Below are 26,330 nucleotides of genomic sequence, written 5' to 3' on the forward strand. Positions count from 1 at the left end.
GTGAGACTGACTGCGCAATTTTTTTCTGGAATATAGATGTTGAGCTGTCTTTTTTGCATCACAACGGTAATAAAATGTAGTCGCCAATGCTGACGCTAAGGGAACAAGACAATTAATGACAACTAAATTGTACTTATGGAGGCTAAATCTATTAAACTGATGCCTCGATGATCGAACGCATTAATTCAGCGCATTGAATCACAGTTTTATGATGGCGGCTATAATGACTTCTAAAAATTCTTGTCAGTTCAAGTATCAAACATCTCTTTCTCATGCAGCGAGACAGTTGGGCGCTACAGTTTTTGTTAGAAAAAGCGCTCATCGTGTATTGCTTGCTGGCACGCTAAGCGCGTTATTGATTTCTGGTTGTCAAAGCACGCCAACCAAAGATCTAATAACGGGCACGCCTTATCAAACCTCAACGCAACCCAATGACAATCGTAAATTGGATCAGCAAGAAATTGCTCGCGTTCGAACGACACTTGCTGCACAATATATCCGCAAAAACGAGCTTGATGCTGCCCAAAGACAGCTCGAAAAAGCCTTTGCTGCCGATAGCCGTCATGCGCCCGCCTATGATATGATGGGTGTTTTGTTGCAGCAAGAAGGCAGCCGCCTTAATCTTGAAAAAGCGGATCAATATTTCAAAAAAGCCATTGCGCTCGATAAAGATTTTGACCAAGCTCACAATAATTATGGCGTGTATTTATCGCAGATGAAGCGTTATAAAGAGGCAGCTGAGCAGTTTGAAATCGCAGGTGCTGCCCTTGGTTACGAAGGTCGTATTGGGGCGTTAGAGAACTTAGGTCGTACCTACCTTCAGCTCAATGACCATCCTGCAGCGGCAAAGGCTTTTTTACGGGCTTTAGATGGCAATCGAAATAGCGTTATTGCGCATATTGAACTGGTTGATTTATTACTTGAGCAGCAGCGTATTGAGCAGGCACAAAGGCTCTATGATGAGACCTTGATATTGGTACAAGGGCAGGGTGCTAGTCCACGCTTGCTCCTACAAGGCATCAAATTGGCGGCAGCGCAAAAAAACATCAAGACACGCCAACAATTGGCACAGCAACTTTTATCTGCTTATCCATTAAGTGATGAAGCAAAACAACTAAAGACTTGGCTTAACAATCCAGAGGCACCATGGAAATGACCACCCCATCATCAAACACAAACTTTAACGCTCAGGGATCATTTGGTGCCATGTTGCAGCAAGCTCGCAAAGCTAAGCAAGTAAGCTTGGACGACGCGGCAAATGAATTGTTTATTTTAAAACGTCACCTGCAAGCGTTAGAAAATGAAGATTTTGCAGATTTACCGCAAGTGGCGTTTGCGCGCGGTTTTGCGATCAACTATGCCAAATATTTGGGTCTCGACCCAGTCAGAATAGCCAGTAGCTTTGATGCCGCTTACCCAAATGAGCTGAAATCGCGTTCGGCTAATAATACTCAGTCGCCACTGCAGCCTATGGGTACGCTACAGCGTGATACACACAATCGTATTCGCTTTAATCCGCTACTAATTATCGCAGTGATCGGTGTCATTATTTTAGCGATTTTCCTATTCCGTATGGTTAGTAATGCCAGCAAGGAAAATACCGAGCAGCCTATATCTAGCTCTGAAGATATCTCAGCAGTAGAACAAGCACAAGGCGCAGCTATTAATACCGATGTTACAGGTGTTAGCGCTTCAGGTTCAGCACTAAACTTGGGCGGTGGCGACGTTGCTCCTGCCACTTTGGATGTTAAGCTGACGGATGCTGCTGTCGTCACTATTACAGATGCTACTGGTAGCAGCTTGATAGCGGGCTCGCAGAATGCGGGTGATTATCAGTTATCAGGTATGCCACCTTTTAATGTACAGATCGATGATATCAATAACGTGCGCTTGATGCTTAATCAGCAATCTGTCGCTTTAAACAGCTATGCAAATGGTAGCCAAGCCAGTTTTGAATTGGCACCTTAATTTATCAATTGGTTCAGTTTTTAAAGTAAATAGTATTACCTTGTTTTTATTGTTATTCTCGTTTTTACTGCTTTCATGAAAGGGTTTGTCTATGTCAACGTCAGCACCTATTAACCGTCGTCTTACGAAGAAAATATATGTCGGTGATGTCGCGATTGGTGGTGATGCGCCGATTAGTGTGCAAAGTATGACCAATACCGATACCTGCGATGTGGCAGCGACTGTTGCCCAAATTGAGCGCTGTGTTGAAGCAGGCGCTGATTTGATGCGAGTTTCTACTCCCACGATGGATACCGTTAAAGCGTTTGGTGAAATTCGCAAGTTGGTCAGCGTACCCTTGATAGCAGATGTGCATTTTGACCACAAAATTGCTTTAGCCGTTGCGGCAGCGGGCGCAGATTGTTTACGTATTAACCCGGGCAATATCGGTAGTGACGCTAAAGTACGCGAAGTAGTCGCCTGTGCCAAGCATTACAATATTCCTATTCGTATCGGCGTCAATGCTGGCTCTTTAGAAAAAGACATTCAGCGTAAGTATAAAGAGCCAAATGGCGCAGCGATGCTCGAATCGGCAATGCGTCATATTGATATATTAGAACGTCTTAATTTTGATCAATATAAAGTATCGGTTAAAGCCAGCAACGTATTTTTGACCATGGATGCCTATCGTCTGATTTCAGCACAAATTGATAATCCTCTGCATTTAGGTGTGACTGAAGCTGGTGTTTACCGTACTGGTTCGGTCAAATCTGCTATCGCGCTGGGTGGTTTATTATTAGACGGTATTGGTGATACGATTCGTATCTCCTTAGCTGCAGAGCCAGAAGAAGAAATTAAGATTGGCTTTGATATCTTAAAATCGCTCAATATTCGCTCTAATGGTGTCAATTTCATTGCTTGCCCAAGCTGCTCACGTCAAGAGTTCGACGTGATTAGAGTGATGACCGCGTTAGAGTCGCGTTTAGAGGATATTCGTGAACCAATGAACTTATCAGTGATTGGCTGTAAGGTAAATGGTCCAGGTGAAGCGAAGGAAGCTGATATCGGTATTGTTGGCGCCGCACCAAAATCATTGGTTTATCGTATGGGCGAAAAAAGTCATCTGATTGATACTGATAATCTGGTTGATGAGATAGAAGGTATGGTACGCGCCCATGCAGAAGAATTGGCAAAAAAACGTGAAAACGAGATTATACGTGTTAGATAATAAAGCGTTTCATTAATAAAAATTATAGAGCTGTTTGTTAAAAATTAAAGGACATAACTGTACCATGATTAAAGCGATTAAAGGGTTTAATGATATTTTGCCTGCACAGTCTGCAAAATGGCTGTATCTAGAGTCTATATTAGCTAATGTGCTAGGCAGATACGGTTATGAGCATATTCGCTTGCCTATCGTTGAGCAAACCGATTTGTTTGCTCGCGCGATCGGTGGTGCTACGGATATCGTTGAAAAAGAGATGTATAGCTTTACCGATAAATCTGATCCACCAACGCCGCTTACCTTGCGTCCTGAAGGTACGGCAGGGGCAGTACGAGCGGTGAATGAGCACAATCTACTACGCGGTGATACGCCTAAGCTTTGGTATATTGGTCCAATGTTCCGCTATGAACGCCCACAAAAGGGTCGCTATCGTCAATTTCATCAAATAGGTGTTGAAAGCTTTGGTAGTGCCTTACCAGACGCTGATGCCGAGCTGATTGCGATGACTCATTTGATGTGGCAAGAGCTGGGTCTAAAAGATGAGATGCGTTTGCAACTAAATAGTCTGGGCGAAATTGATGAGCGTCATGCTTATCGTGAAGCGTTGGTCACCTATCTGACCGATAAGCAAGAGCAGTTAGATGAGGATAGTAAGCGCCGCCTGACGACCAATCCGCTACGTATTTTAGACAGCAAAGAAGCCAGCACCCAAGCCCTATTGGTAGACGCGCCTAAGCTTGCTGACTTTTTAGGTGAAGAAAGCGTGGCGCATTTTAAGCAAGTACAAGCTTATTTAACGGAGCTTGGTATCAACTTTGAAATCAACCCGCATCTGGTGCGTGGTCTTGATTACTATAATAAAACTGTTTTTGAGTGGGTGACTGACAAACTTGGTAGCCAAGCAACTGTCTGTGCCGGCGGTCGCTATGATGGTTTGGTTGGACAGCTAAAATCTGCTGATAACCGTGATGGTAAAGGTGATAATAAACCGGTTAAATCTGAACCTGCAGTTGGTTTTGCCATGGGACTTGAGCGTTTATTACTTCTTATGGAAGTTGTCGCACCTATTGCTGATATGCCTGCTTGTGATGTATTTGTGGTCGCCCATCCTGAGGTTTATAGTGCGGGTATTAGTTATGCGCAAAACCTGCGTTATAGCCGTCCAGATTTGCGCGTCAAAATGGCAAGTGCCACCAGCTTAAAAGCACAAATGAAAAAGGCGGATAAGTCAGGTGCTGCATTGACCGTTATTATCGCCCAGCAAGAGCTGGATGATAAAACCATTAGCATCAAAGATATGCAAACTGGCGAACAAAAAACAGCAGCGCAAGATTGGCTGTCGGATAAAGATAACTTTTCTCGCCATAAATAGTAGTGAGCGTAGCATTAGCACTTTAATATAAATTGATCAGGTAAAAGTATATGGCTCTGACCCCTAATTCGCCGAATGCAGACAACTCAATGCAAGCGTTAAAGCAGTATGGCAGCTATATTGTCACCGCGATTTTATTGGCGTTAGCCGCTTATTTTGGCTGGACTTATTGGCAGGATAATCATGCACGTGTCGATACCGTTGCAGCCGATCAATATGCGGATATTCAACGTCTTAATGAAGAAGTGAGCTTGGCATCGCAAAATCCAGATCTAGGAGCGGAGGCAAAAGCATCGTTAGAGAAGAGTCGTACTCAGCTAGATAAGAACATTGATACTTTAGTTGGCACTCATGGAGAATCGGTCTATGCTTGGCAGGCTTTAATGATTAAAGCGCGTCAGCAAGTTGACAATGATGATTTTAAAGCAGCAGGCGAGACCTTTAAAAAGGCATTGGCGATAGATTTGGGTGATGCAGGTCTAGAGGCAATTACCCGTTTGCGCTATGCGACCACGCTTTTGGCAGCAGGCGATGCAAAAGCAGCATTGACAGAAGCCAGTCGTGATATGCCAAGCTCATTTGAAGCCAGTCAGCAAGAATTATTGGGTGATATTTATTTGGCACAAGACAATTCAGATTCAGCGATTAAATCCTATAATAATGCTTGGAGCTTATTACGTGAGCGTCAAGAAACTCGCGCAGTATTGGCATTGAAAATGGAAAGTTTGGGTATCGTCCCTGAGCCTATCGCTGAGCAGACCAGCCTTATTCAAGAGTCTACGGCAACATCGCAAGCACCAGTAAGCGAAGATTCAGTAGCAGCCAATACCGGTGCTGGTGCATAAAATAGTAGTGCTAAATATTCGGCAATAAAGACTTAGTATCAAAAATTTGAGTACTAATTTCGATAGACATGGTAATACCTCAAACCGTTCTACAAAGGAAGTAGCCTAATCAGTCGGAAGTAATATGGTGGTAACTAATACTTATTTGTACTAAGTTATTATCGTTTTTTATCACTGATTAAATGCTAATTTATTAATGATTAATTTATTTGTAGTGAGACCTATAATGACTCAAGCTATTCGCTTTAACAAAACCATCAAAGCCAAGACCATGCGCTCAACGGCCATGCATGTAGCCGTAATTGCAGTGATGGCAACTGCGGTCATTGGGTGTAATCGAGGTATCAAGCCAGTCGTCAACGACCCTGTAAAATTGGTACAAATCGTGCAACCTGTTAGCGTATTGCAGCCGGTTTTTAGTACCGACCTTGGTAATAAAAACGTCAGTAAAAAAGATCCGCTTACTTTGCAAGTCGGCTATGCCAATTCGCAAATCGTTACTGCCTCGCGCGGTGGTGATTTGGTGGGTTTTGACAAAGCTGGTCAGCGTTTATGGTCAGTAAATGTTGGCGACCAGATTACAGGTGGTGTTGCGATAGACGAGCTAAGCCAAACTGCTATTATTAGTACTCGTGGCGGTCTGGTTATGGCATTCGATAGTGTAACAGGTGCAAAACGCTGGCAGCAACAGCTTACTGGTTCAGTATTAACGCCAGCGCTCATTAGCAATAACCGCGTTATCTTGTCAGCCAATGATGGTTTTCTACATGGCTTATCGCTGCAGACTGGTCAGTCAGTTTGGCAGTTTGCTACCCAAGTTCCAGCGATTAGTGTACGCGGTAGCGCTGCACCAACGTTATTAGATGCTAAGACAGCGTTGCTAGCGACTGCCGATGGACGCTTACATGCTGTCACGGTAGATAATGGTTTGCCGCTATGGTCAAGACGCGTTGGTGTGGGTACAGGCAGCAGCGAAGTTGAACGCATGAGCGATGTTGATGGTATGCCAATTGTAGATAACAATCAGTTATTTGCCATTAGCTATAGTGGTCAGTTACTCGGTATTGATTTGGCATCGCGCCAAGTGATGTTTGTTAATGAGCTTGCCAGTTTAAAAGCGCTTGCAGTCAACAATCAGCAAGTGGTTGCGACAAGCTTAGACGGTAAAGTGGTTGCTTACAACCGCAGTAATGGTGCTGTTCTCTGGGAAAGTGAAGAATTGGCCTATCGCCATTTGACCAATCCTGTGATGATTGGTAACTATATCGCAGTTGGTGATTTTGATGGGGTTGTGCATTTATTTGACCCAGCCACGGGTAAGATTGTCAGCCGTGTACAGACCAAAGGCGCATTGACCAATTTGCAAGTGCAAGGCAGCCGCTTAATGACCCAAAGCACCTCAGGTCAAGTAGCGATTTGGCAGTTGGCACGCTAATCTTAGTCACTTGCAGTCCTATTTAATGGGCATTTTTCTATATTGCTCATTAAATAGGTGGCCTAGTAGTAAAATGAACAGAAAACGCTGCATAGTCAGCGTTTAATGCCTTGTAAAATTGCTTGTTTACATATCGGCTTTCGCGTACGCTATGCGACCGGTGCATTATTGGCGTTATCTATATATAATAGTGACAGATAATATCCATATATGATGCATTCCTCTGAATATCATTTATTCATTGTAAGATAGCCAAGAACTATTTTCTGACTATCGTTTTATCTTATCATTCATTTAAATTTGCGGTCAACGGCTGCTACTTTTTGCTTTTTTATAACGGTAAATTTACGTTGTAAAAGAGATTGTATCTAAGTAGTTGCACTGTCCGTCATTGTGCCTTTCACTGAGAGTAACCCATGAGTATCAAGCCTGTGGTCGCCTTAATTGGTCGTCCAAACGTCGGTAAATCCACCTTATTTAATCAGTTCACTAAAAGTCGGCAGGCATTGGTTGCTGATTTGTCAGGATTGACTCGTGACCGTCAATACGGTGATGCGACCTACGAAGACAAAGCTTTTATTGTCGTTGATACCGGTGGTATTGGTGAAGCGGACGATGGCAGAGGCGATATTGATGATTATATGTCTGAGCAGTCGTATACTGCCATTCATGAAGCCGATATCATTGTGTTTGTGGTTGATGCACGCGCAGGGATGATTGGTGCCGATGCTGAGATTGGTAAGTTTTTACACACCCTTGGCAAGCCTGTATATGTCGTTGCCAACAAAGTCGATGGTGTGCATGATTCAGCGCCTGCTGAATTTTATGCATTAGGTCTAGGCGAACCATATCCAATGGCGGCAAGTCACGGTCGCGGGGTCGGCAATCTGCTCGAAGTATTAACCGCTGATATGCCTAGTCAGGAAAATGTGGTTGAGCCAAGAGGTTTGAAACTTGCTATTATCGGTCGTCCAAACGTTGGTAAATCGACGCTAGTCAACCGTTTGCTTGGTGAAGACCGCGTTGTCGTCTTTGATATGCCGGGTACCACTCGTGATAGTATCTATATCCCATATACGCGTGAAGGTAAAGATTACGTATTGATTGATACGGCTGGTGTTCGTCGCCGTGGTAAAATCGATGAAAAAGTTGAGAAATTCTCAGTTATCAAAACCTTACAAGCGATTGAAGACTCTAACGTAACCGTTATTGTTATTGATGCTCATGAAGGTATTGTCGATCAAGATTTGCATATGATTGGCTATGCGCTGGACGCAGGTCGTGCGCTAGTGGTTGCGATTAATAAGTGGGACGGTCTGACTGCCGATCAAAAGAACTATATCAAAATTGAGATGGATCGTCGTTTCAACTTTATCCCTTATGTAAAAGTCCATCAAATCTCAGCATTACATGGTACGGGCGTGGGTAATTTATATCCGTCTATTTTGCGTGCTTATCAATCGTCAATGTTTGAGGTATCAACTAACCGTTTGACGCAGATTTTGCAAGATGCTGTTACTGCCAATCCACCACCAACGGTCGCTGGTCGCCGTATTAAGTTGCGTTATGCGCATATCGGTGGACACAATCCGCCCGTTATCGTCATTCATGGTAATCAAACTGGTTCGTTACCTAAGAGCTATCAGCGCTATCTTGAAAATCAATTCCGTCAGGTATTCAAGTTAGAAGGCACGCCACTAAACGTGGTCTTTAAACTGAATGAAAACCCGTATGCTAATAAAAGCGATACGCCAACCAAAGCCAAAACCCAACAACTGCGTCAACGTGAACGTAATCGTGCGCAGAAATTTACTACCAAAGATAAGCCGAGATTTACCAACAAAGATAAAAAGCGTTAATGTAATCATATTTGCGCTTTTGGGTAGTAGTAGCTAGCCGATAAAAACCCTTTGATACTATTTATCAGGCTTTCTAAATGTGCTTTGTCATGACGGCTGTATCAGTTGTCATGGCATTTTGCAATTTAGGGAACTATTTATTAATTGCCTTAAAATATCAATTTTCACTTATAACCGCTATAAAATACCTGTACTATAATCAAAAGTTGTCTAACTCAGTTGAGTGATATGAACAACCGCCCGCATCAAACACTTCCTACGCTTATCTGGCACTCTATCATGCAGACCATGGTTTTGGCTGTTTTGGCAGGTCTATTAGTGTCTTTTATTTATGGCTTTGTTCACTATTACAAAGACACGCGCCAGCATATTCAGGATTTAGCGACATTACTGACCATCAGCGCATCGATAGCAGATTCCACCGATATCGTCGATGAACAAATACGTTTTTTATTAGAAAAAGAGCAAGGCATTGAGAGTATTTTATTTTATACCACCTCTCAGCCTATTGTTGAAGCCAATCAATTAAGAGATGATTGGAAAAATGCATTATTTGCTAATACAGTTAGCTTTAACTATCCAGTCGTTGGCGATCCTACTAATAAAATTATTTCACCTAAAGAAGATGCTTTGGTTGGTTATCTGAATATCACTTTAGATGTGGCGACGCTGCGTGAAAATTGGATTAAAAAGAACCTACTGCTATGGCTTACGACAACGCTATTGGCGATTATTTGGGCGTTGTTTATCCTGCGTAAGCTGAATTGGCCGTCAAAAGATATCGCTAATCTGACGGCAGCTTGCGATATAGTTATAAAAAATCCAGATATTGAGCAGTTACCTCTGATTCAACAGCGTTTTGAGTTTCAGGAGTTGGTACAGATTAAACAGGCTTTTATTGGCCTATTTGATCGCCTGCAAATTGCAAAGCAAGATTATCAGGCACTTGCGGCTTTCGAGCAACAACTGCATCATAAAGATGTGTCACTTGATGTGCAGCTACATAACTTTCAAAGTATGATTACCCATGAGCTAAAAACTTCGCTAAATGCGATCGTTGGCGGCTTACAGCTACTAGATGATGAAAAGTTAAATCACGAGCAAAGAGACGCGGTTGATATTATTCGAGAGGGTAGTGAAAAGCTGGTCTTAACCTTAGATCAAATTATTCAGTTAAATCAAATCCAGAAAGGTCAAATCAGCCTACATGTGCACGAATTTAATCCATTGCAACTAATCGCTGACTTATTGGCAGAGTTTGAGCCAGCTATTAAGAAAAAGGGCTTAACGTTAATCAGTCATATCCATCATAACGATTATATCCTCGAAGGCGATGCTGAAAGAATACAGCAAATTTTAGCGATACTGGTCAGTAACGCCATGAAGTTCACACCAGCAGGTCAAATCACCATTACGTCGCAACTGACCCATTTTGATAACAGCAATCGCTGGCAGATTAGCGTAAAGGACACTGGTATCGGGATTGATAGCAGTTTTATTGAAGATATTTTTAATCCATTTTTTCAGGTAGATTCATCGCAAACCCGTCAATACGAAGGGTCGGGAATTGGTCTGCCAGTGGTTAAGCAAATGGCTCAGCTGATGGGGGCCAGCATTGAAGTGGATAGCACTTTAGGTATTGGTACGAATTTTACAGTTACTATTCCTATGTCTAATCAACACCATTCTCAACAACAGCAACATCTGCGTGGCTTAAAAATTATTTATTACTACTATCATGAAAAAGGGTTGTTGGTAGATCAATTACAGCATTTGGGTGCTGATGTGGCCTGCTATCAACATGAACAGCTGGTCATAGATGAGGTACATGCAAAGCAATTTGACATGCTGATGTTTGCAGAAGATGTGTTCCCCAGAAAAGCAGCTTCATTAGCGAGTCATATTCGTGCGGCTGAGACAGAATATCGAACGTTACTGGTGTTTTGGTATCCACAGCAGCAAGCAAAACATTTAGCCGATTTTGAGTTTGGTCTAAAGGCTGCAGGTATAGACTACTGCGAAGTTGCCAAATACGAAGACAAAGCGTTAAGTGATTTACTAAAAAGCTGGCTGACATGGTCATAAAAATAGCTAGAAATATAAAATTTTAGACATAAAAAAGACGCCTCGATATGAGACGTCTTTTTTATGTTGAACTTCATGATAAAAGCATTATTTCAAAACGCTATCATTGTGCTTAAAATAAGTTCTGGGTCCAACGAGAAAAACGTTGCCAGATACGGCTCATAAAGCCTGATTGCTCAATATCGCTTGTCGCAATCACAGGCACAGAAGCCACTGCTTTGCCATCTATCACAGCCATCATTTTACCGATTTCTTGACCCTTTTTGATAGGCGCTTCTAAGCTTTCAGGAATATCGACCACAGTAGTGATTTTATTCTTTTGAGTTTTAGTGGTCAAAATCTGCAAATTATCACCAGTCGCTACTTCTATCTCTTTTGCTTCACCAAACCAGACAGGAACTTTGCTGACAAACTGCCCAGCAGGTGCTTGAGTAACCGTTGTGAAGTGACCAAAACCCCAATTGAGCAATTCACGCGACTGATCAGCACGTGCTTGCTGACTTTCAGTGCCCATAATGACAGAGATTAGGCGCATACCTTCACGGTTGCTCGAGGCTGCTAAGCAATACCCAGCTGCATCCGTATGTCCTGTTTTTAGACCATCAACAGTAGGGTCGGTAGCGAGTAGGGCATTACGATTACCTTGAGTAATACCGTTATAGGTAAACTCTTTTTCTGAATAAATGCTGTAGTAATCGCCGCTGTTTTTGATAATGGCGCGTGATAGCTTGGCCAAATCTAGAGCAGATGCTTGGTGACCCTCATCAGGCATACCAGTAGAGTTAACGAAATGGGTATTCTTCATACCAATCTTTTGCGCTTGCTCATTCATCAAGATAGCAAACGATGCTTCGCTACCAGCTATATGCTCAGCCATTGCTTTTGAGGCGTCATTACCTGATTGGATAATAATACCGCGTAGCATATCTATAACACTCGCGCTCTTATTCACCGGTACATACATGCACGATTGGCTACTACTGCCGCGGCACCAAGCATTTGGACTCATCAATACCTGATCGGTTTCTTTGAGATCGCCTGAAGCTAAGCGCTGTTCAATGATGTAACTGGTCATCATTTTGGTCAAAGATGCTGGCGGCAAGGCTTGATTGGCATTTTTCTGTGCCAAAATTTCACCCGTGTTATAGTCCATTAATACATACGCAGTATTTGCCATCTCAGGCGGCTGTATGGCTGCACTTGCCATCACTGCACCCATAGAAATACTGACACCCACTACCAGCTGCACCAGCTGTTTTTTCACACGCTTTACTGTCATAGATTGTTACACCGCATCATAAAACCAAATGTATCGGTCGCTTTTCCCCAACACCACTACCTTTACACAATCTTTGGCAGACTATGTTAAATCTCAAGTTAAACCATGGATTTTTTGAGAGTAGAGGAGACTAAAGCAACGGACATAAAATTAACGCCTTATCTTAGCAAAATGCCGCCCGATGGGGAAACGATAAATACAATAAAATAAGACGTTATTAAAAATAAAGCGAATAATTTTATAAACTTCACTCATAAAAAAGCTTGCTGCTATCCTTATTAAATAATAGGGATGGCAGCAAGCTTTTTGTAGCGAGTCATCTAAATAAATAAGCATTTAGAACTGGCTTATATAATACTTATTTGACCACTTTATACAGATGTTAAAGAGATAAGAAAGTAGATTGTTATCGTTAATTATGGCGATCTTTACCTATTTAATCTCTTAATATGGCTTAAAAACGTATTTCGATAACATAGCGTATCAATAAAGGGCTACTACTGATATTCAGCATTCGCTAAATCTTCACACAATGCTTTATTGTCTTGCTTAGCAAATCCCATCGTCCAGCTACGAATGCCTTGCAGAATTTGACGATAATCTTGCTGAGTAGATAAGTACTGGATAGCTGCTTTTGGGTCTTCTAATGACGGCATCAACTCATGAAGCTGCACGTTATAAGACTTATAAAAACGCTGCTTTTGCTTACCATTTAGCATCGGCGGGCATATCTCTGACAGCACTTGCATAACCGCAATTTCATGTTTTGTGATATTGATACCAGATAAATCTAAAGGTATGGTCGTCGCAGAGTTGGATGCAGCATTTGTGGCTTGAGACAGCATCGCAATAGATGTTATCAATGCTGCTAGCCCGACTTTTGAGGCACTTCTTGCCAATACAGAAGTCATAGATAATATCGATTGATTTTTCATTCAGTATCACACTCGCTTATCTTTATTTAATGGTGCTATGTTAATGGGTAAAAAAACAAATGTCACATAAAATATTGATTTATGTGTAGAGATATTGTGAGCTAAATCAGCTCTCCAGCAACATAGCGGTATTATAAACCGGTAAGTTACCTCAACATAAAAGTATAAGTTGTAAATGTTGTGGGTTGTAGCCTACTGTAACCTCAGCGCAGGTTTTTAATGCTGAAAAATAGGGGTCTTACTATGGGAAAATCATTCAAAAAGCTAAGTTATCATGCAAATTATGTATAAAGAGTGGGTTCGTCTCAATAGTCTATTAGGGTATAATCGCCCGAAATAATCATAGCTATTTACTATGCAAACAAACATAGACGGGCAGTATAAATAACTGATATAGCTTTAAGTATCATACTTTTAAATAGAATGATATTAGTAGCAATAGCGGTGATTATAGCAACTTTACGCAAATAACGTAGATAAGTGGATGAACGGTCATTCATAAATAGATTGAGTAAATATGAAGATTTTAATGAGCAATGACGATGGTGTTTATGGACCAGGTTTGCTGGCACTATATGAGGCATTATCTACTATTGCCGAGGTCATGGTGGTTGCGCCAAATAGTGAGCAAAGTGGCTGCGCCAGTGCCTTAAGTATCACCACACCCTTATATACGCATCAATTGCCTTCTGGTTTTATTGCTGTCAATGGCACACCAGCTGACTGTATCTATCTGGCATTAAACGAAATATATTCTGACACAGATTTTGATTGTGTGATTACGGGGATCAATTCAGGTGCCAATCTTGGTCAAGACGTTTTGTTTTCAGGCACTTTTGGGGCGGCATTAACTGCTCAGTTATTTGGCATACCCGCTATTGCGACCTCATTGGTAGGCGGTGGGGCAAAAAGCAGTGAGCAGGAATGTGAGCGTCATTATCAAATGGCAGCAAGTGAGATTGTGAAATTATTGAGAGATACGCCAATATTGGATATTTGCAAAAATTTGCCCTATCACGTATTAAACGTTAATATTCCTGATGTGAGTAATGCTGATGAGATTAACGGTCGCAAAATGACAGCTTTGGGGCATAGGAAAATAGCGCGTCCTGTCCATCATGTGGTAGATCCACGCGGGCGAGATGCATATTGGTTATCACTACGCAAGCGTCAGGATATATTGGCAGATAATACTGATCATGATTCGTCTGGTACTATTATGACTGATGATCAAGCGGTTGCCGCAGGTTACATCAGTCTATCGCCTGTACGTTTGCACCATACGCCAGCCGCCACACTCGATATGCTATCAGCGTTAATGCTGTAAGATGAATCGAATATTGATGATGGCAGCTAAGATAGCTAAACACTTAAACGGTATAACAGTTAGCAAAATGCTTGTGAGTCACACAAGGAGTTTGTACGTAACATAAAGAATAGGAAATCTTGTATGAAGAAGCTTATTGCTGGATCGCGATTTATCACAGTGGCATTGCTGGGCACGATGGCTGCTGCCACAGTAACGATGGTAGGCTGTGCTACCAAACCCACTTACCAATCAGCCAACCAAGCGGGACCGAAGATTATTACCAATAATCAAGGGGTTCCTAACTATCATCGGGTGCAGCGCGGCGATACGGTCAGTCAAGTGGCGGCGCGCTATAATCTCAATTACCGTCAAATTGGTTCACTGAATGGCCTAGACAGTAAATACACCATTTATAGTGGTCAGTGGCTCAAACTGTGGCAAGGTGAGCCGGCAAGCGCTAATAATAGTAATCGCTACAATGCTTCGAACAATAACTCTACACCTACACAGCCAACCTATACACCGCCTGTGACCAGCACGCCTAACTATTCACAACCGCCCGTCTATGAAGTGACTGCCAATGCAACGTCAGGCTATGAGTATCCGACTCGCAATCAAATAACCCGTAATTTCGATGCAGCATCTAGCACGATGGGCATGTGGTTTGCTGGTAACGTAGGTGATCCAGTGCAAGCAAGTCAATCAGGTACGGTTCTTTATTCGGGCAACGGTCTGCCAGAGTATGGCAACTTGATTATGATTCGTCATAGTGACAACTATATCACTGCTTATGCCCATAACAGTCAGCTATTGGTTAAAGAAGGCGATAGCGTCCAACGCGGTCAACGTATCGCAAATATGGGTAATAGTGGTCAGACCAATCAAGTGGGTTTGGAATTTCAAGTACGCTTAAATGGCAACCCTATTGATCCACGAGCGGTACTAGGGCGTTAAATTTCTTATTGTTTGGCGATTAAATGGAATTATCTAAGCCACATTGCACCTTACTTACGGATACTTGAGACTTCTTATGCGATTAAATAAACACTACCTTGCCTTTTTCCCTGCCTTAGTGATGGTTGGCTGTACCAGTCAGCAGGCGATGCAGCAACCTAATAAGCCAGTTCGTCAAGGTAATGTGCAACTTACCCAGACTCAAACCATTCAAGTGAAGCCGACTCCAGCACCGGTCATTAAACCAACACCCGCAAAGCCAAGCTACAATAGTTTTTCTGATTGGAAGTCTGATTTTTCTATGCGTGCCATTTCATCAGGTCATGATGCTGCTACGGTTCGTCGTCTGCTCGATTCTGCTTACTTAAATCAACAAGTCATCTCGCTTGATTCAGGACAGCCAGAGTTTTCAAAAATGCCATGGGAGTATGTCGATTCTGCGGTATCAGATGGTCGCGTCAGTACTGGTAAGCGTAAGTTCGCTGAGCAACGCACGTATTTATCGCAGTTACAGTCGCAGTATGGCGTCAATGCAGAAATCATTGCAGCGATTTGGGGCATGGAGTCGTCATACGGCGTAGTAACGGGCAATAGTAGTATTCCAAGCTCGCTAGCTAGCCTTGCTTATGATGGGCGCCGTCAAGAATTTGCCGAAACTCAGCTATTATCACTAGCAACACTATTACAGCGCGGCGATGTGTCTTGGTCACAGCTCGATGGCTCTTGGGCAGGCGGTATGGGGCAGACGCAGTTTATCCCTGATACGTGGCTTAAGCATGGGGTTGACGGTGATGGTAATGGACATCGCAATCCATGGTCGACGGGCGACGCCTTGGCGTCTACTGCTAATTATCTGAGCAATTCAGGTTGGGTACGTGGTTTGGCACCGTTCTATGAAGCAACCATTCCGTCATCATTTGATTACACACTGGTTGGTACTAAGCAGCCTGCTGCTAGATGGGCGTCAATGGGCGTCGATACCATAGCCGATGTGTCCTTAGATGGTAACACTCAAATGGAGTTGTGGCTGCCAGCGGGTAAAGACGGTCCAGTACTGCTACTCAGTCCAAATTTTGATGTCATAAAAGTCTATAACAATTCATCAAGCTATGCCCTTGGTGTTAGCTTATTGGGTAAAGCGCTGATTGGACAAGGTGGTTTACAAAAGTCATGGCCACGTTATGAGCGTCCGTTATCAACGTCGCAAGTACGCAATTTACAACAGCGTTTGACAAGCTCAGGCTACGATACAAAAGGCTCTGATGGTATCGTAGGTACCAATACTCGCAATGCGTTCCAGCGCTGGCAAGCAGCCAATGGTCAAACGCCAGATGGTTTTATTACTCAGCGTAGCGCGTCTTCATTGGCGGGGTGGTGAGATAGGTTGAAATCACTATTTTTGGATAATCGTTGTTTTCAAAGGTTGTTTAAAAATAACGATGTTAATAAATAAAAAAAACTCCGTTTTATAACGGAGTTTTTCATTGTATAAGGATAACAGCAGCAGTTTTGATGTTTAGGTATTTAAATAGTAATGTTAAATTCATATAAGTTAAACTCTGCACTCTCAGCAATAATACCTTCATCTACGCTTGCTGTAATTGCACCAATCACGGCACTCACTTTTTGCTGGCGCTTGTCCTTATTTAACAGTCGCCAATCACCAAGTACATAGCGAGTTTTGCCCTCATTACTTTGGTGGATTTCAGGACGATGGGTATGGCCATGTAGTAGGGCGTCAAAGCGATAAATAGCTTTATTCACTGCTGCTTCATTAACATCCATGATATGCGCCGCTTTATTGGCATTATTTTGCTGACTTTTTTGCCGCATATTATCGGCGATTGCCAAGCGTTTCTCTAACGATTTATTGAGCAAATACCACTGCGTCAAACTATTACGCATTACTTTACGAAAAAACTGATACTTTTTATCATCAACGCATAGTGCATCGCCATGTTCTAAGCGATAGTTTTGCTGTCCAACGGTTAAGGTATACGGCTCATAAATAAGCTCGCCACCGAATACATTACAAAAAGGCTGCCCTAACAAAAAATCGCGGTTGCCATGCATGACCAAAATCTCGCAGCCAGCTATGCGCAGTTTCTTTAATTTAATGATAAGTGGTGTGAGCCAATGTTTTTGTCGTTCCTCTTCGGATAAAGACAAATAAAAATCATCCCCAAGCCAGACTTCAAACCAGTCACCTAATATAAATAGACGTTTAAGGGCAGGTAAGGCAAGGCAATCATCAAGCAGCGCCAAAAAAACCTGCACTAAGGCAGGCTCTTCAGGCGATAAATGCAAATCGCTAATCAATACTTGTCGCACCTCATGAGGGCGGGTGGTAATTAGATGGCTGAAACTTTGCATTTATCCTTATCCTCATAACTTTAAACAGTAACGACTCATAAGCTTTCACTGATTCATCGCTACTAAGTAATAACTATTGAAGAATGATTACTGAGTGATGATGGTGGCTGAATTGATAACCACTGGCTCTTTTGGTACATCAGCATGCATACCGAAACGACCAGTTGGGACGCCGCGCATTTTTTCGATGACGTCCATACCGCTTGTTACTTTACCAAATACGGTATAACCCCAACCTTGCATGTTTTTGCCAGAATGATTTAAAAAATCGTTGTCTTTTACGTTGACAAAAAATTGGCTAGTCGCTGAATGTGGATCTTGAGTACGCGCCATAGCAATCGTGCCAGCGTCGTTCTTTAGACCGTTGTCTGCTTCGTTTTCTACTGGCTTGTTGGTGGCTTTTTCATTCATGTCAGCGTCCATTCCACCGCCTTGAATCATAAAGCCGTCAATAATGCGATGGAAAATCGTGCCATCATAATGACCAGATTTTACATAGTTTAAAAAGTTTTCAACGGTTTTTGGTGCTTTTTCTTCATTGAGTTCGATAACGATCGCACCCATACTGGTGTCAAGTTCTACTACTGGTGGCATGTCTACCATAGGATATTCCTCTTTATTGCAGCGCCTAAAATGACGCTGTTAAGTGGTGGATGAAAATTTGGTGGATAAAAAGTTATGGCTAGTCTAACGGCTTTTTTATCCCGTGTCATGTATCAGGCTGTTAATGCGTTTGCAAAAGCTGATAGAATAACGCAACTTTACCCATTTCTAAACGATTTTGACAAAAAGTCATCATAGCTTGGTGTTTATAACACACTGTTTTTATAACCCAAATTTTTGTAAATTGGCTTAAATTTAATGGCTGAGGCTTGTTTTACGATATCGTTTTACTTTATCAAATATTTTGAATTTTCCATGAGGCGTGATGGCACGTCGCATGAATTGACCATTTGCGTTAGGAGCAATGCCCGATGAGTGAGCACTCAAGCAATAATGCACAAAAAGACGAACACAAAAACGACTTTATTCGTAATATTATTCGTGATGATGTTAATGCGCAAAAATACCAACAGATTGTCACTCGTTTCCCACCTGAGCCAAATGGTTACTTGCACTTGGGGCACGTGAAATCCATTTGCCTAAACTTTGGTGTGGCTGAGGAGTTTGGCGGTATCTGCAACCTGCGTTTTGATGACACCAACCCAACCGCAGAAAAGCAAGACTTCATTGATAACATCGAGAATGATGTGAAATGGTTGGGGTTTGAGTGGGCAGGAGAGGCGTACCATGCCTCAGGATATTTCGACCAACTTCATGCTTGGGCGATTCAGTTGATCAAGCAAGGCGATGCTTATGTAGACTTACAATCGCCTGAGCAAATCAAAGAAAATCGTGGCTCATTTAATGAAGCAGGTACAGCGTCACTACATCGTAATGCCAGTGTTGAAGAAAATTTGCAACTCTTTGATGATATGAAAGAGGGCAAATATGCTGAAGGTAAAGCAGTGCTACGTGCCAAGATTGATATGGCAAGCCCTAATATGAATATGCGTGATCCTGTTATCTATCGAATTATGCATCAAGCACATCACCAAACGGGGGATAAATGGTGCATTTATCCGATGTATGACTTTGCTCACCCGTTATCTGATGCGCTCGAAGGCATTACCCATTCATTATGTACGTTAGAGTTTGAAGACCATCGTCCATTTTATGACTGGGCAATAGAAAAAGTTGGCTTTGAGCAACCGCCGCATCAATATGAGTTCTCTCGTCTAAATGTCGACCATACATTGACCAGTAAGCGCAAATTAAAGCAGTTGGTTGATGAAAATATCGTTAGCGGTTGGGATGATCCACGTATGCCGACGATTGCGGGCATGCGTCGCCGTGGTTATACGCCAGAAGGCCTACGTGATTTCTGTGAGCGTGTTGGCGTGACCAAAGTGGACAGTGTTGTAGACTTTCGCTTATTAGAATTTAGTATTCGTCAGTCACTAGAGACGACGACTGCACGTGGCATGGCAGTGCTCAAGCCATTAAAAGTGACCATTACCAACTTTAGCGATGCTGTTAGCAGTTGGGAGTTGCAAAAGGCTGACACCGTTCAAGCTCGTTTTGACGATGCCTCGCAGACTTTATGGTTAACTCAGCCCAATCATCCCAATGTCGATATGGGTGAACGTGAAATTCCATTTACTGAGACCATTTATATTGACCAAGGCGATTATGAAATTGAGCCGCCAGCAGGTTATAAGCGTTTATCACCAGAGAAGAATGAAATTCGTCTGCGTAATACCTATGTATTGGCCGTGACGGAGCATATTTTAGATGATAACGGTAACGTGATTGAGCTTAAAGCAACGATTGATCCGGCGACTTTGGGCAACAATCCTGAAGGTCGTAAGGTTAAAGGCGTGATTCATTGGGTATCGGCTAGCCAAGGCGTTCCAGCAACGGTGCGCATGTATGAGCAGCTATTTAGTGTTGAAGACCCAAGTGGCGTCGCTGACGTCCATCAAGCCTTGAATCCTAACTCATTGACTGAACTCAATGCCGTGGTTGAACCATCATTGGTCAATGCAGATGCTGGGACGCGCTTCCAGTTTGAGCGTGAAGGTTACTTTATCTCTGATAGCGAAGATCATAGCAGTGATAAGCCTGTCTTTAACCAAATCGTCAGCTTACGTGATAGTTATAAACCCGCTTAATTTATCATTAGCGCAGTTCATATTTATTGTAAGAAAATACTGAACAATAGTGGTTTGCAATGTTGCCCATTTCTAGTACGCTAGGGATGGGCTTTTTTGTGAATAAGTATAAATTTTAATCGTAGATGGTGAGGGTATTGAAATGGCAAAATTTTTAAACAGCAGTGGCACGACTTATCATTTAGAAGAGTTGATTAAAAATGCGTCTGATAGATTGATTATTATTAGCCCCTATCTAAAGCTTAATGAGCGTATCAAAGAGCTGTTAGAAGATCGTAATCGTCTCAAAATTGATATCCGTATCGTTTATGGTAAAAATGATTTGCACCCTGAAGAAATAAACTGGCTCAAAAATCTGACTTTTATTCGCACCAGCTTTTGTAAAAACTTGCATGCGAAATGCTACCTGAACGAAAATGAGTGCATTATTACGAGCTTAAACCTTTATGAATTCATCCAAGTCAATAATAATGAAATGGGCGTACTGATTTACCGTAATGAAGATGCGAAACTCTATGCCGATACTTATGAAGAGGCCCAGCGCATTATTCGTATCAGTGATGAAGTCAGAATGTCACTTGAAAAAATAATTGAGCCTAATAATAGTATTGATAACAACCTTAGTTCTGAGAGTGCTTCTCGAGTCCCTACTGAAACTCATTCTGCTAAACCTACAGAAATAGCAACACCTAATTATTCTAAGTTAACGACGGCAAAGCTTGCCAAAGAGCTGGGTCTTAAAACCCAAGAATTAAACGATAAATTACTGACAGCAGGATATTTGCAAGAGCAAGAAGGTGAGCTTACATTAACAGATGCTGGGCGTGCAGCAGGTGGCACTAGTAAAAAAGGTAAATTCGGTGATTTTTGTTTATGGGATTCAGGGATGGTGATATAAAAGTCAACTTAACTTCTCACTTTTTAGCTCATTACTTTGTTTTCAAAGAATAATTTTGCTACATTCGTATTAGTAATAAAAGGAATAACCGCATTACAATCCGTCACAAGACATTCATAACCAGTTTGTTAAGATAAAGTCAGTTTTTTTGTTGAGATGCTTGGTAGATATTTTAACCGCTGAGTATGTCGTTGATAATAAGAGAGCGCGTAGATAGCATTCGATAATAGCGCTCGTCACAATCATAAATAAGGAATCAAGCATGGCACATTTACGTTTAGGCGATATCGCACCAAATTTTGATGCAACCACTACTGAAGGTGATATCAATTTCCATGAGTGGGCGGGCGATAACTGGGTGGTTTTCTTCTCACATCCAGCCGATTTTACCCCAGTATGTACCACTGAGCTTGGTCGTGCTGCTGCGCTAAATGGCGAATTTCAAAAGCGCGGCGTGAAGCCAATTTGTATCTCTGTTGACGGTATCGATGACCATCATGCTTGGGCAAAAGATATCGGTGAAACTCAAGGTACTGAACTGAACTTCCCAATCATCGCTGATCCTAATAAAGAAGTGGCTGAGCTGTATGACATGATGCATCCAAATGCAGACAGCACGCATACCGTACGTAGCGTCTTTATTATTGACCCAAGCAAAAAGATTCGACTAACGCTGACCTATCCTGCTAGCTGTGGTCGTAACTTTGACGAGATCCTTCGCGTGATTGACGCACTGCAATTGTCTGATGAATACAACATCGCAACGCCAGTAGATTGGAAAGATGGTGATGACGTTATTATTCCGCCAAGTGTTAAAAACGAAGATATCGCTGCCAAATATCCAAAAGGTCACACAGAAATCAAGCCGTATCTACGTACCACTCCTGCACCTAATAAATAATAAGTTGGAGCATGTGAGCTTGATGAAGAGATGATTTAAAAAGCCCCATAATGCAAAATTGTGGGGCTTTCTGTTATTCAGCTTAACATCAGAAACATCAGCTAAATAAGGCTTTGCTATGATGAACAGAGTACGCTATAACTAGTAAATCAAGTATGCGTGATTTAGAGATGAATCGTTATCGTTAATACTTGAGTTAATAGAGCATTTGATACTTGATGACACAACAATCATAATAAAGTATAGCAGCGCTAAGTCGCTTTTAAGCCCACCTTACAAGGAGTTTTTATGAAAAAACTATATGTCACCCGTACAGCACCTAATCCACGGAAAGCACTTATTTTGCTAGCATCAAAAGGTATCGATATTGATGATATGGACGACCTCGATGTGATTGATATCGATTTTGCTGCCAACGAGCAAATGTCAGAGGCATTTACCGAAATAAATCCCATGCAAACCGTACCTGTTTTGACATTAGATGATGGTACTGTACTCAATGACTCGCAGGCAGTGTGCGAATATCTCGACCGTGTTTATGGTGAGCGCTCGGTGATGGGCAATGATGTGGTACAGCGTGCGCAAGTATGCTCTATGCGCCGTATCGCCGAATTTGAGGTGCTATATAACTTTATGCTCGCCTTTCAGCATAGCCACCCATCAAAAGCCCAGCGTGTTGAGCAAGTACCAGAGTTTGTCGAGCCATCTATCGCACGTGCTGTCAAAGCATTAGCATATTTTGAAACCCTGTTGGAGGATCATGAGTATCTGGTCGGTGACCAGCTGAGCTTTGCTGATATTGTGCTATATTTGGGTTTAGATTTTGGCAAAGTCCTGCAAGTCAATCCCAATGAACAGGGCGACAATCTTGCCCGTTTTTACCAGATGATGAACGAGCGTTTTAGCATCAAAAACATGGCAAAAGCCAAACCTGTTCATAAAGAAGATTAAAGTAATAAATTTTTTAAAAATGTAATTATAAGCAGCAACAGCTTTGCGTAACGAGGATAATTCCTAACGACGCAGGGCTGTTTTGCTATGGTTAACATTAAAAATAGGATTAGCATATATGTGAAATTTACTATGAATCTATAAAATTAAACACTTCGTTACACCCATATCACTTATGAGCGCTATAGTGGTCAGATTATTACCCTTTTATAAGCATCTTTTTAAATGCCCTTTGAATAATTTGACTGATATCCCTCTTATAATTGTGACAGTCAGATTTTGTAGATTAAATGGGTCAAAAAGTTGAATTAAAAAGTATAACTGCAAGGTATGATCTTCATGACACTATCTTTTAAATCCGCCCTATTGCCAAGTATGCTAGCGATAAGTCTGGCATTAAGTGCTTGCCAAGATGCGTCTGTTCCAACGGATGCAAATCTCGAGTCAGCTGATACCAATGTTAGCACTGCAGATGCTGATATAGCGAATAATAATGCCACGTTAGCTAAGGCAAGCGAGATGAGTGCTGAAGAACAAATGATTGAAAATCTTGCGCGTTATCGTTGGACACTACTTGATATAGATGATAAAAGTGGTGGACCTGTCATAACGACGCTTGTAGATATTAAGAACCAAGTAATGCTGTCGTTTAAACAAAACCAAGGTCATAACACCCTGAATTATGGTGTAGGTTGTAACACTATGAGTGCAGGTTATGAGTTGAAAGGTCATACGTTAATGACAGAAGACAGCATGAGTACCAAAATGCTATGCGAAAATCTAAACAAGGCAGAAAATCGTTTAGATACCTTGATGCAAGGTACTAGTGAGCTAAGTGTCACTGAAGGTGATAACCCAGTCCTAACGCAAGTGACCAGCAATGCGGTCACTTTGACTTGGAAAGGTAGGTTGACGTCACAAGCTAAGTACAATAGTAAAGGTGAGACGGTATTTTGGGCCGTAAATGCCAATGAAACAGTGTGCTCTGATAATAGCTTAGAGATGTGTTTGCAAGTGAAACCAGTCACTTATAATGATCAGGGTATTAAAGTCAGTGAAGGCAAGTGGTCTGCATTTAATGGTGAGATTGATGGCTATGAGCATGATGGTAAGCATGATGAAGTGCTACGCCTACAACGTTATCAATTAGACAGCGATAAGGTATCAGAAGGTGAAGAATATGCCTATGTATTGGACGCCGTTATTGAAAGCTCAGTCGTAGAATAGGGCTGATTGGTTATTAACGAATGAATACATCAAGTAGTGACATTAAATATTGATAATAAAAAACACGCGCCATTTGAACGCGTGTTTTTTTTATGCTTGCTTAATTGTTTTAACGCAAATTACCTAAGTCTTCTTCAGTTAAACGCCAGCGTCCCTTTTTCTTAGACGCACCGCGCCCACGCATAGCACTATTTAATATCAATTTGTTCATTGAATGGCTTGAGTGCGCATGACAGATGGCGCAGGCAAGACCGTCTGCCGCATCTTGTTGTGGTACAAAATCCAGAGTCAGTATCCGGCACACCATTTCTTGTACTTGCTCTTTTGCTGCTGCGCCATAGCCGCAAACGGCTTGTTTGATTTGGCGTGCAGTATATTCTGAAACTTCCAAATCCAGGGCTACCATTGCTGCAATGGCTGCGCCACGTGCTTGCCCAAGCTTAAGCGCTGAATCAGGGTTTTCTGCCATAAATACTTGTTCAATTGCCGTATAAATAGGCTCATCTGCATATTTTAGATGATGCTGAGTAATACGCGTCAAGCCATTAAAAATACGTTTTAGGCGTTCAGGCATCTCTTTGGTATCTGTACGAATGGTGCCTGAATCAATATAGGTGAGCTTATCGCCCGTTTGTTGAAGGATGCCATAGCCGGTCATGCGTGAGCCTGGATCAATCCCGATAATAATTGCCATAGTGTTCCGTCTTACTTACATTTTGTTTTATGGCTTAAAAATTAGCCGTAAGTTTGATAGTATAGCAATCAATCCCCATATACATCATATGTTAGCCATTTTAATTTGCATGGCGCTCAATTTATTGGTTTTTATTTTATAGGACGACACTTTATGGGTCAGATAGTTGGTATTGCCATCGTATGGTTTATTATCGAGATGCTGCTTTGGTATTTGCTTGCTCAATTTACGAGTGGCTGGTTGGTGTTTATTTGGTTTATTATCGCCGCCGTCATCGGTATTTCGCTCCTGCGCAAAGGCATGGCAGCTCTCAACCCAATGGCCCAGCAGATGAAAGCAGGCGGTATGATGAATCCGTCGATGCGTCCGCAAGAGTCAACCATGATCAAAAGTGTGGCTATGGCAGCGGCTGGTATTTTGCTACTCATTCCTGGTGTGCTTAGTGACTTATTGGCGTTACTGGTTATCTTGCCACCCGTGCAGAAAAAGCTCAAAGACTTCGCCAATAATTACGTCATGAACAATCAACAAAAAATGATGGAGATGATGGCCAAGCAGATGGGTGGACAAATGGGCGGCGGACAAAATCCGTTCGGTGGTGCTGGCGGCATGGGTGGTCAAAACCCGTTTGGCGGCGCAGGTGGTATGAATAATCAGAACCCGTTTGGTCAACAGCAAAACCCGTTTGGTGATGTGTTTAAGCAGCATACAACGATTGATGGGACAGCAAAAACCATTCCTAAAGATGTGAAAAAAATCACTAAATCTGCTAATGACGAATAGTTGAATTAATAGACAAGCATAGAAAAAGCCCCTTTCGTCAATGACAAAAGGGGCTTTTTAGTAGCTGTAATTCATTGTTTATAAATATAGTACTTATAAATAAAAAAACTACTAACCGAATATAACAACCGAAGTGCCGCCGCAAGATGGTGACCCATGAACCGTGAAGTTCAGGGCGGATGCGTCACTGCCTCGGCAGGTTTCCTGATACACCGCAAGCGGTGCAGGCATACACAATGAAGCAATAGGTACCACATCCTGGTAAAGCATTATCGGCTCAGGGAATAAACATCTGCTAGCCAACACTTCAGAATATAATTATCTTAACCAATGGTTTGAGTGATTGCAAGTACGATTTACAGATTGCTACGTGAGTTTGATAATTAGCATGATTACCATTAGATCATTATTAAATCCTAATCTATTTATATAGTAATCAATTGTTGACTTAGAAGCTCACTTTTCAGCTATTTCAAGATGTGTGCTAATATAGACAACTTTAGACATCCTAATACAGCATTATAGGCGTTCATTCACTTGAGGA

General features: G+C 42.1%; 22 protein-coding genes and 1 other RNA gene. 17 read left to right on the forward strand and 6 right to left on the reverse strand.

Going from position 1 to position 26,330, the window contains the following annotated elements; translation table 11 throughout:
- The first annotated feature begins 223 nt into the window (after positions 1 to 223).
- The 8 genes from pilW (at position 224) to JMX89_RS06720 (ending at position 10,768) form a co-directional block, all read left to right on the forward strand.
- Entirely contained in the window at positions 224 to 1,156 is a 933-nt protein-coding gene (gene pilW / locus JMX89_RS06685; RefSeq protein ID WP_227673034.1) for a type IV pilus biogenesis/stability protein PilW, read from the forward strand.
- Positions 1,153 to 1,968, forward strand: coding sequence for a helix-turn-helix domain-containing protein (locus JMX89_RS06690; protein WP_133105245.1), 816 nt, complete (start codon positions 1,153 to 1,155; stop codon positions 1,966 to 1,968). Before pilW ends, JMX89_RS06690 begins: the two co-directional genes overlap by 4 nt.
- Before the next feature lie 91 nt (positions 1,969 to 2,059).
- Complete coding sequence (gene ispG / locus JMX89_RS06695) at positions 2,060 to 3,175, forward strand: flavodoxin-dependent (E)-4-hydroxy-3-methylbut-2-enyl-diphosphate synthase (RefSeq protein WP_011279968.1); 1,116 nt, start codon at positions 2,060 to 2,062, stop codon at positions 3,173 to 3,175.
- Between the two features lie 64 nt (positions 3,176 to 3,239).
- Positions 3,240 to 4,544: a histidine--tRNA ligase gene (hisS, locus tag JMX89_RS06700; protein WP_133105244.1), complete on the forward strand. Its 1,305-nt coding sequence runs from the start codon at positions 3,240 to 3,242 to the stop codon at positions 4,542 to 4,544.
- 50 nt (positions 4,545 to 4,594) lie between these two features.
- Entirely contained in the window at positions 4,595 to 5,389 is a 795-nt protein-coding gene (locus JMX89_RS06705) for a YfgM family protein (RefSeq protein WP_133105243.1), read from the forward strand.
- 226 nt (positions 5,390 to 5,615) lie between these two features.
- Positions 5,616 to 6,824 carry an outer membrane protein assembly factor BamB gene (bamB, locus tag JMX89_RS06710; RefSeq protein ID WP_133105242.1) on the forward strand — a complete coding sequence of 403 codons (1,209 nt, stop codon included), beginning with the start codon at positions 5,616 to 5,618 and terminating at the stop codon, positions 6,822 to 6,824.
- Positions 6,825 to 7,240: 416 nt separating this feature from the next.
- Positions 7,241 to 8,683: a ribosome biogenesis GTPase Der gene (gene der / locus JMX89_RS06715; RefSeq protein WP_011513006.1), complete on the forward strand. Its 1,443-nt coding sequence runs from the start codon at positions 7,241 to 7,243 to the stop codon at positions 8,681 to 8,683.
- A gap of 228 nt (positions 8,684 to 8,911) precedes the next feature.
- The gene (locus JMX89_RS06720; RefSeq protein ID WP_201551196.1) at positions 8,912 to 10,768 is read left to right on the forward strand and encodes a sensor histidine kinase; all 1,857 of its coding nucleotides are present in this window, start codon (positions 8,912 to 8,914) and stop codon (positions 10,766 to 10,768) included.
- A gap of 112 nt (positions 10,769 to 10,880) precedes the next feature.
- Here JMX89_RS06720 and JMX89_RS06725 read toward each other — a convergent pair whose 3' ends face one another.
- Both JMX89_RS06725 and JMX89_RS06730 read right to left on the reverse strand, forming a co-directional pair.
- A complete protein-coding gene (locus JMX89_RS06725) occupies positions 10,881 to 12,047 on the reverse strand; it encodes a D-alanyl-D-alanine carboxypeptidase family protein (protein ID WP_201532097.1) in 1,167 nt (388 codons plus the stop codon).
- A 497-nt stretch (positions 12,048 to 12,544) separates the two neighbouring features.
- A complete protein-coding gene (locus JMX89_RS06730) occupies positions 12,545 to 12,958 on the reverse strand; it encodes an MCR_0457 family protein (RefSeq protein WP_227673035.1) in 414 nt (137 codons plus the stop codon).
- A gap of 541 nt (positions 12,959 to 13,499) precedes the next feature.
- Here JMX89_RS06730 and surE point away from each other — a divergent pair.
- The 3 genes from surE (at position 13,500) to JMX89_RS06745 (ending at position 16,623) form a co-directional block, all read left to right on the forward strand.
- Complete coding sequence (gene surE, locus JMX89_RS06735) at positions 13,500 to 14,309, forward strand: 5'/3'-nucleotidase SurE (protein WP_201551198.1); 810 nt, start codon at positions 13,500 to 13,502, stop codon at positions 14,307 to 14,309.
- A 123-nt stretch (positions 14,310 to 14,432) separates the two neighbouring features.
- Complete coding sequence (locus JMX89_RS06740; protein ID WP_201532095.1) at positions 14,433 to 15,245, forward strand: M23 family metallopeptidase; 813 nt, start codon at positions 14,433 to 14,435, stop codon at positions 15,243 to 15,245.
- A gap of 76 nt (positions 15,246 to 15,321) precedes the next feature.
- A complete protein-coding gene (locus JMX89_RS06745; protein ID WP_201551200.1) occupies positions 15,322 to 16,623 on the forward strand; it encodes a lytic murein transglycosylase in 1,302 nt (433 codons plus the stop codon).
- Positions 16,624 to 16,769: 146 nt separating this feature from the next.
- Here JMX89_RS06745 and JMX89_RS06750 read toward each other — a convergent pair whose 3' ends face one another.
- Both JMX89_RS06750 and JMX89_RS06755 read right to left on the reverse strand, forming a co-directional pair.
- Positions 16,770 to 17,618, reverse strand: a complete 849-nt coding sequence (locus JMX89_RS06750) for a UDP-2,3-diacylglucosamine diphosphatase (RefSeq protein WP_201532094.1) — start codon at positions 17,616 to 17,618, stop codon at positions 16,770 to 16,772.
- Positions 17,619 to 17,705: 87 nt separating this feature from the next.
- On the reverse strand, positions 17,706 to 18,221 hold the full coding sequence (locus tag JMX89_RS06755; protein WP_020442935.1) for a peptidylprolyl isomerase: 516 nt from the start codon (positions 18,219 to 18,221) through the stop codon (positions 17,706 to 17,708).
- A 371-nt stretch (positions 18,222 to 18,592) separates the two neighbouring features.
- Between JMX89_RS06755 and JMX89_RS06760 the strand changes: the two genes are divergently transcribed.
- The 5 genes from JMX89_RS06760 to JMX89_RS06780 all read left to right on the forward strand — a co-directional run bounded on the left by JMX89_RS06760 (position 18,593) and on the right by JMX89_RS06780 (position 24,309).
- Positions 18,593 to 20,332 carry a glutamine--tRNA ligase/YqeY domain fusion protein gene (locus JMX89_RS06760; RefSeq protein WP_201551201.1) on the forward strand — a complete coding sequence of 580 codons (1,740 nt, stop codon included), beginning with the start codon at positions 18,593 to 18,595 and terminating at the stop codon, positions 20,330 to 20,332.
- Between the two features lie 142 nt (positions 20,333 to 20,474).
- Positions 20,475 to 21,230 (forward strand): phospholipase D family protein, encoded by a 756-nt coding sequence (locus JMX89_RS06765; RefSeq protein WP_201551203.1) that lies wholly within the window; start codon positions 20,475 to 20,477, stop codon positions 21,228 to 21,230.
- 262 nt (positions 21,231 to 21,492) lie between these two features.
- Positions 21,493 to 22,131, forward strand: a complete 639-nt coding sequence (locus JMX89_RS06770) for a peroxiredoxin (RefSeq protein WP_201551205.1) — start codon at positions 21,493 to 21,495, stop codon at positions 22,129 to 22,131.
- Between the two features lie 288 nt (positions 22,132 to 22,419).
- Positions 22,420 to 23,082: a glutathione S-transferase family protein gene (locus JMX89_RS06775; RefSeq protein ID WP_201551207.1), complete on the forward strand. Its 663-nt coding sequence runs from the start codon at positions 22,420 to 22,422 to the stop codon at positions 23,080 to 23,082.
- Between the two features lie 339 nt (positions 23,083 to 23,421).
- Complete coding sequence (locus JMX89_RS06780) at positions 23,422 to 24,309, forward strand: META domain-containing protein (protein WP_201551209.1); 888 nt, start codon at positions 23,422 to 23,424, stop codon at positions 24,307 to 24,309.
- 109 nt (positions 24,310 to 24,418) lie between these two features.
- Here the strand turns inward: JMX89_RS06780 and ruvC are convergent, their stop codons facing one another.
- Positions 24,419 to 25,003, reverse strand: coding sequence for a crossover junction endodeoxyribonuclease RuvC (gene ruvC / locus JMX89_RS06785; protein WP_011513021.1), 585 nt, complete (start codon positions 25,001 to 25,003; stop codon positions 24,419 to 24,421).
- Between the two features lie 153 nt (positions 25,004 to 25,156).
- On the opposite strand from ruvC, the gene JMX89_RS06790 reads away from it, so the two are divergent.
- The gene (locus JMX89_RS06790; protein ID WP_020442939.1) at positions 25,157 to 25,786 is read left to right on the forward strand and encodes an FxsA family protein; all 630 of its coding nucleotides are present in this window, start codon (positions 25,157 to 25,159) and stop codon (positions 25,784 to 25,786) included.
- Positions 25,787 to 25,907: 121 nt separating this feature from the next.
- Here JMX89_RS06790 and ssrS read toward each other — a convergent pair.
- Positions 25,908 to 26,103: non-coding RNA, 6S RNA (ssrS, locus tag JMX89_RS06795), on the reverse strand.
- Positions 26,104 to 26,330 lie beyond the last annotated feature (227 nt).

Source organism: Psychrobacter sp. DD43 (assembly GCF_904846555.1).
GTDB lineage: Bacteria > Pseudomonadota > Gammaproteobacteria > Pseudomonadales > Moraxellaceae > Psychrobacter > Psychrobacter cryohalolentis.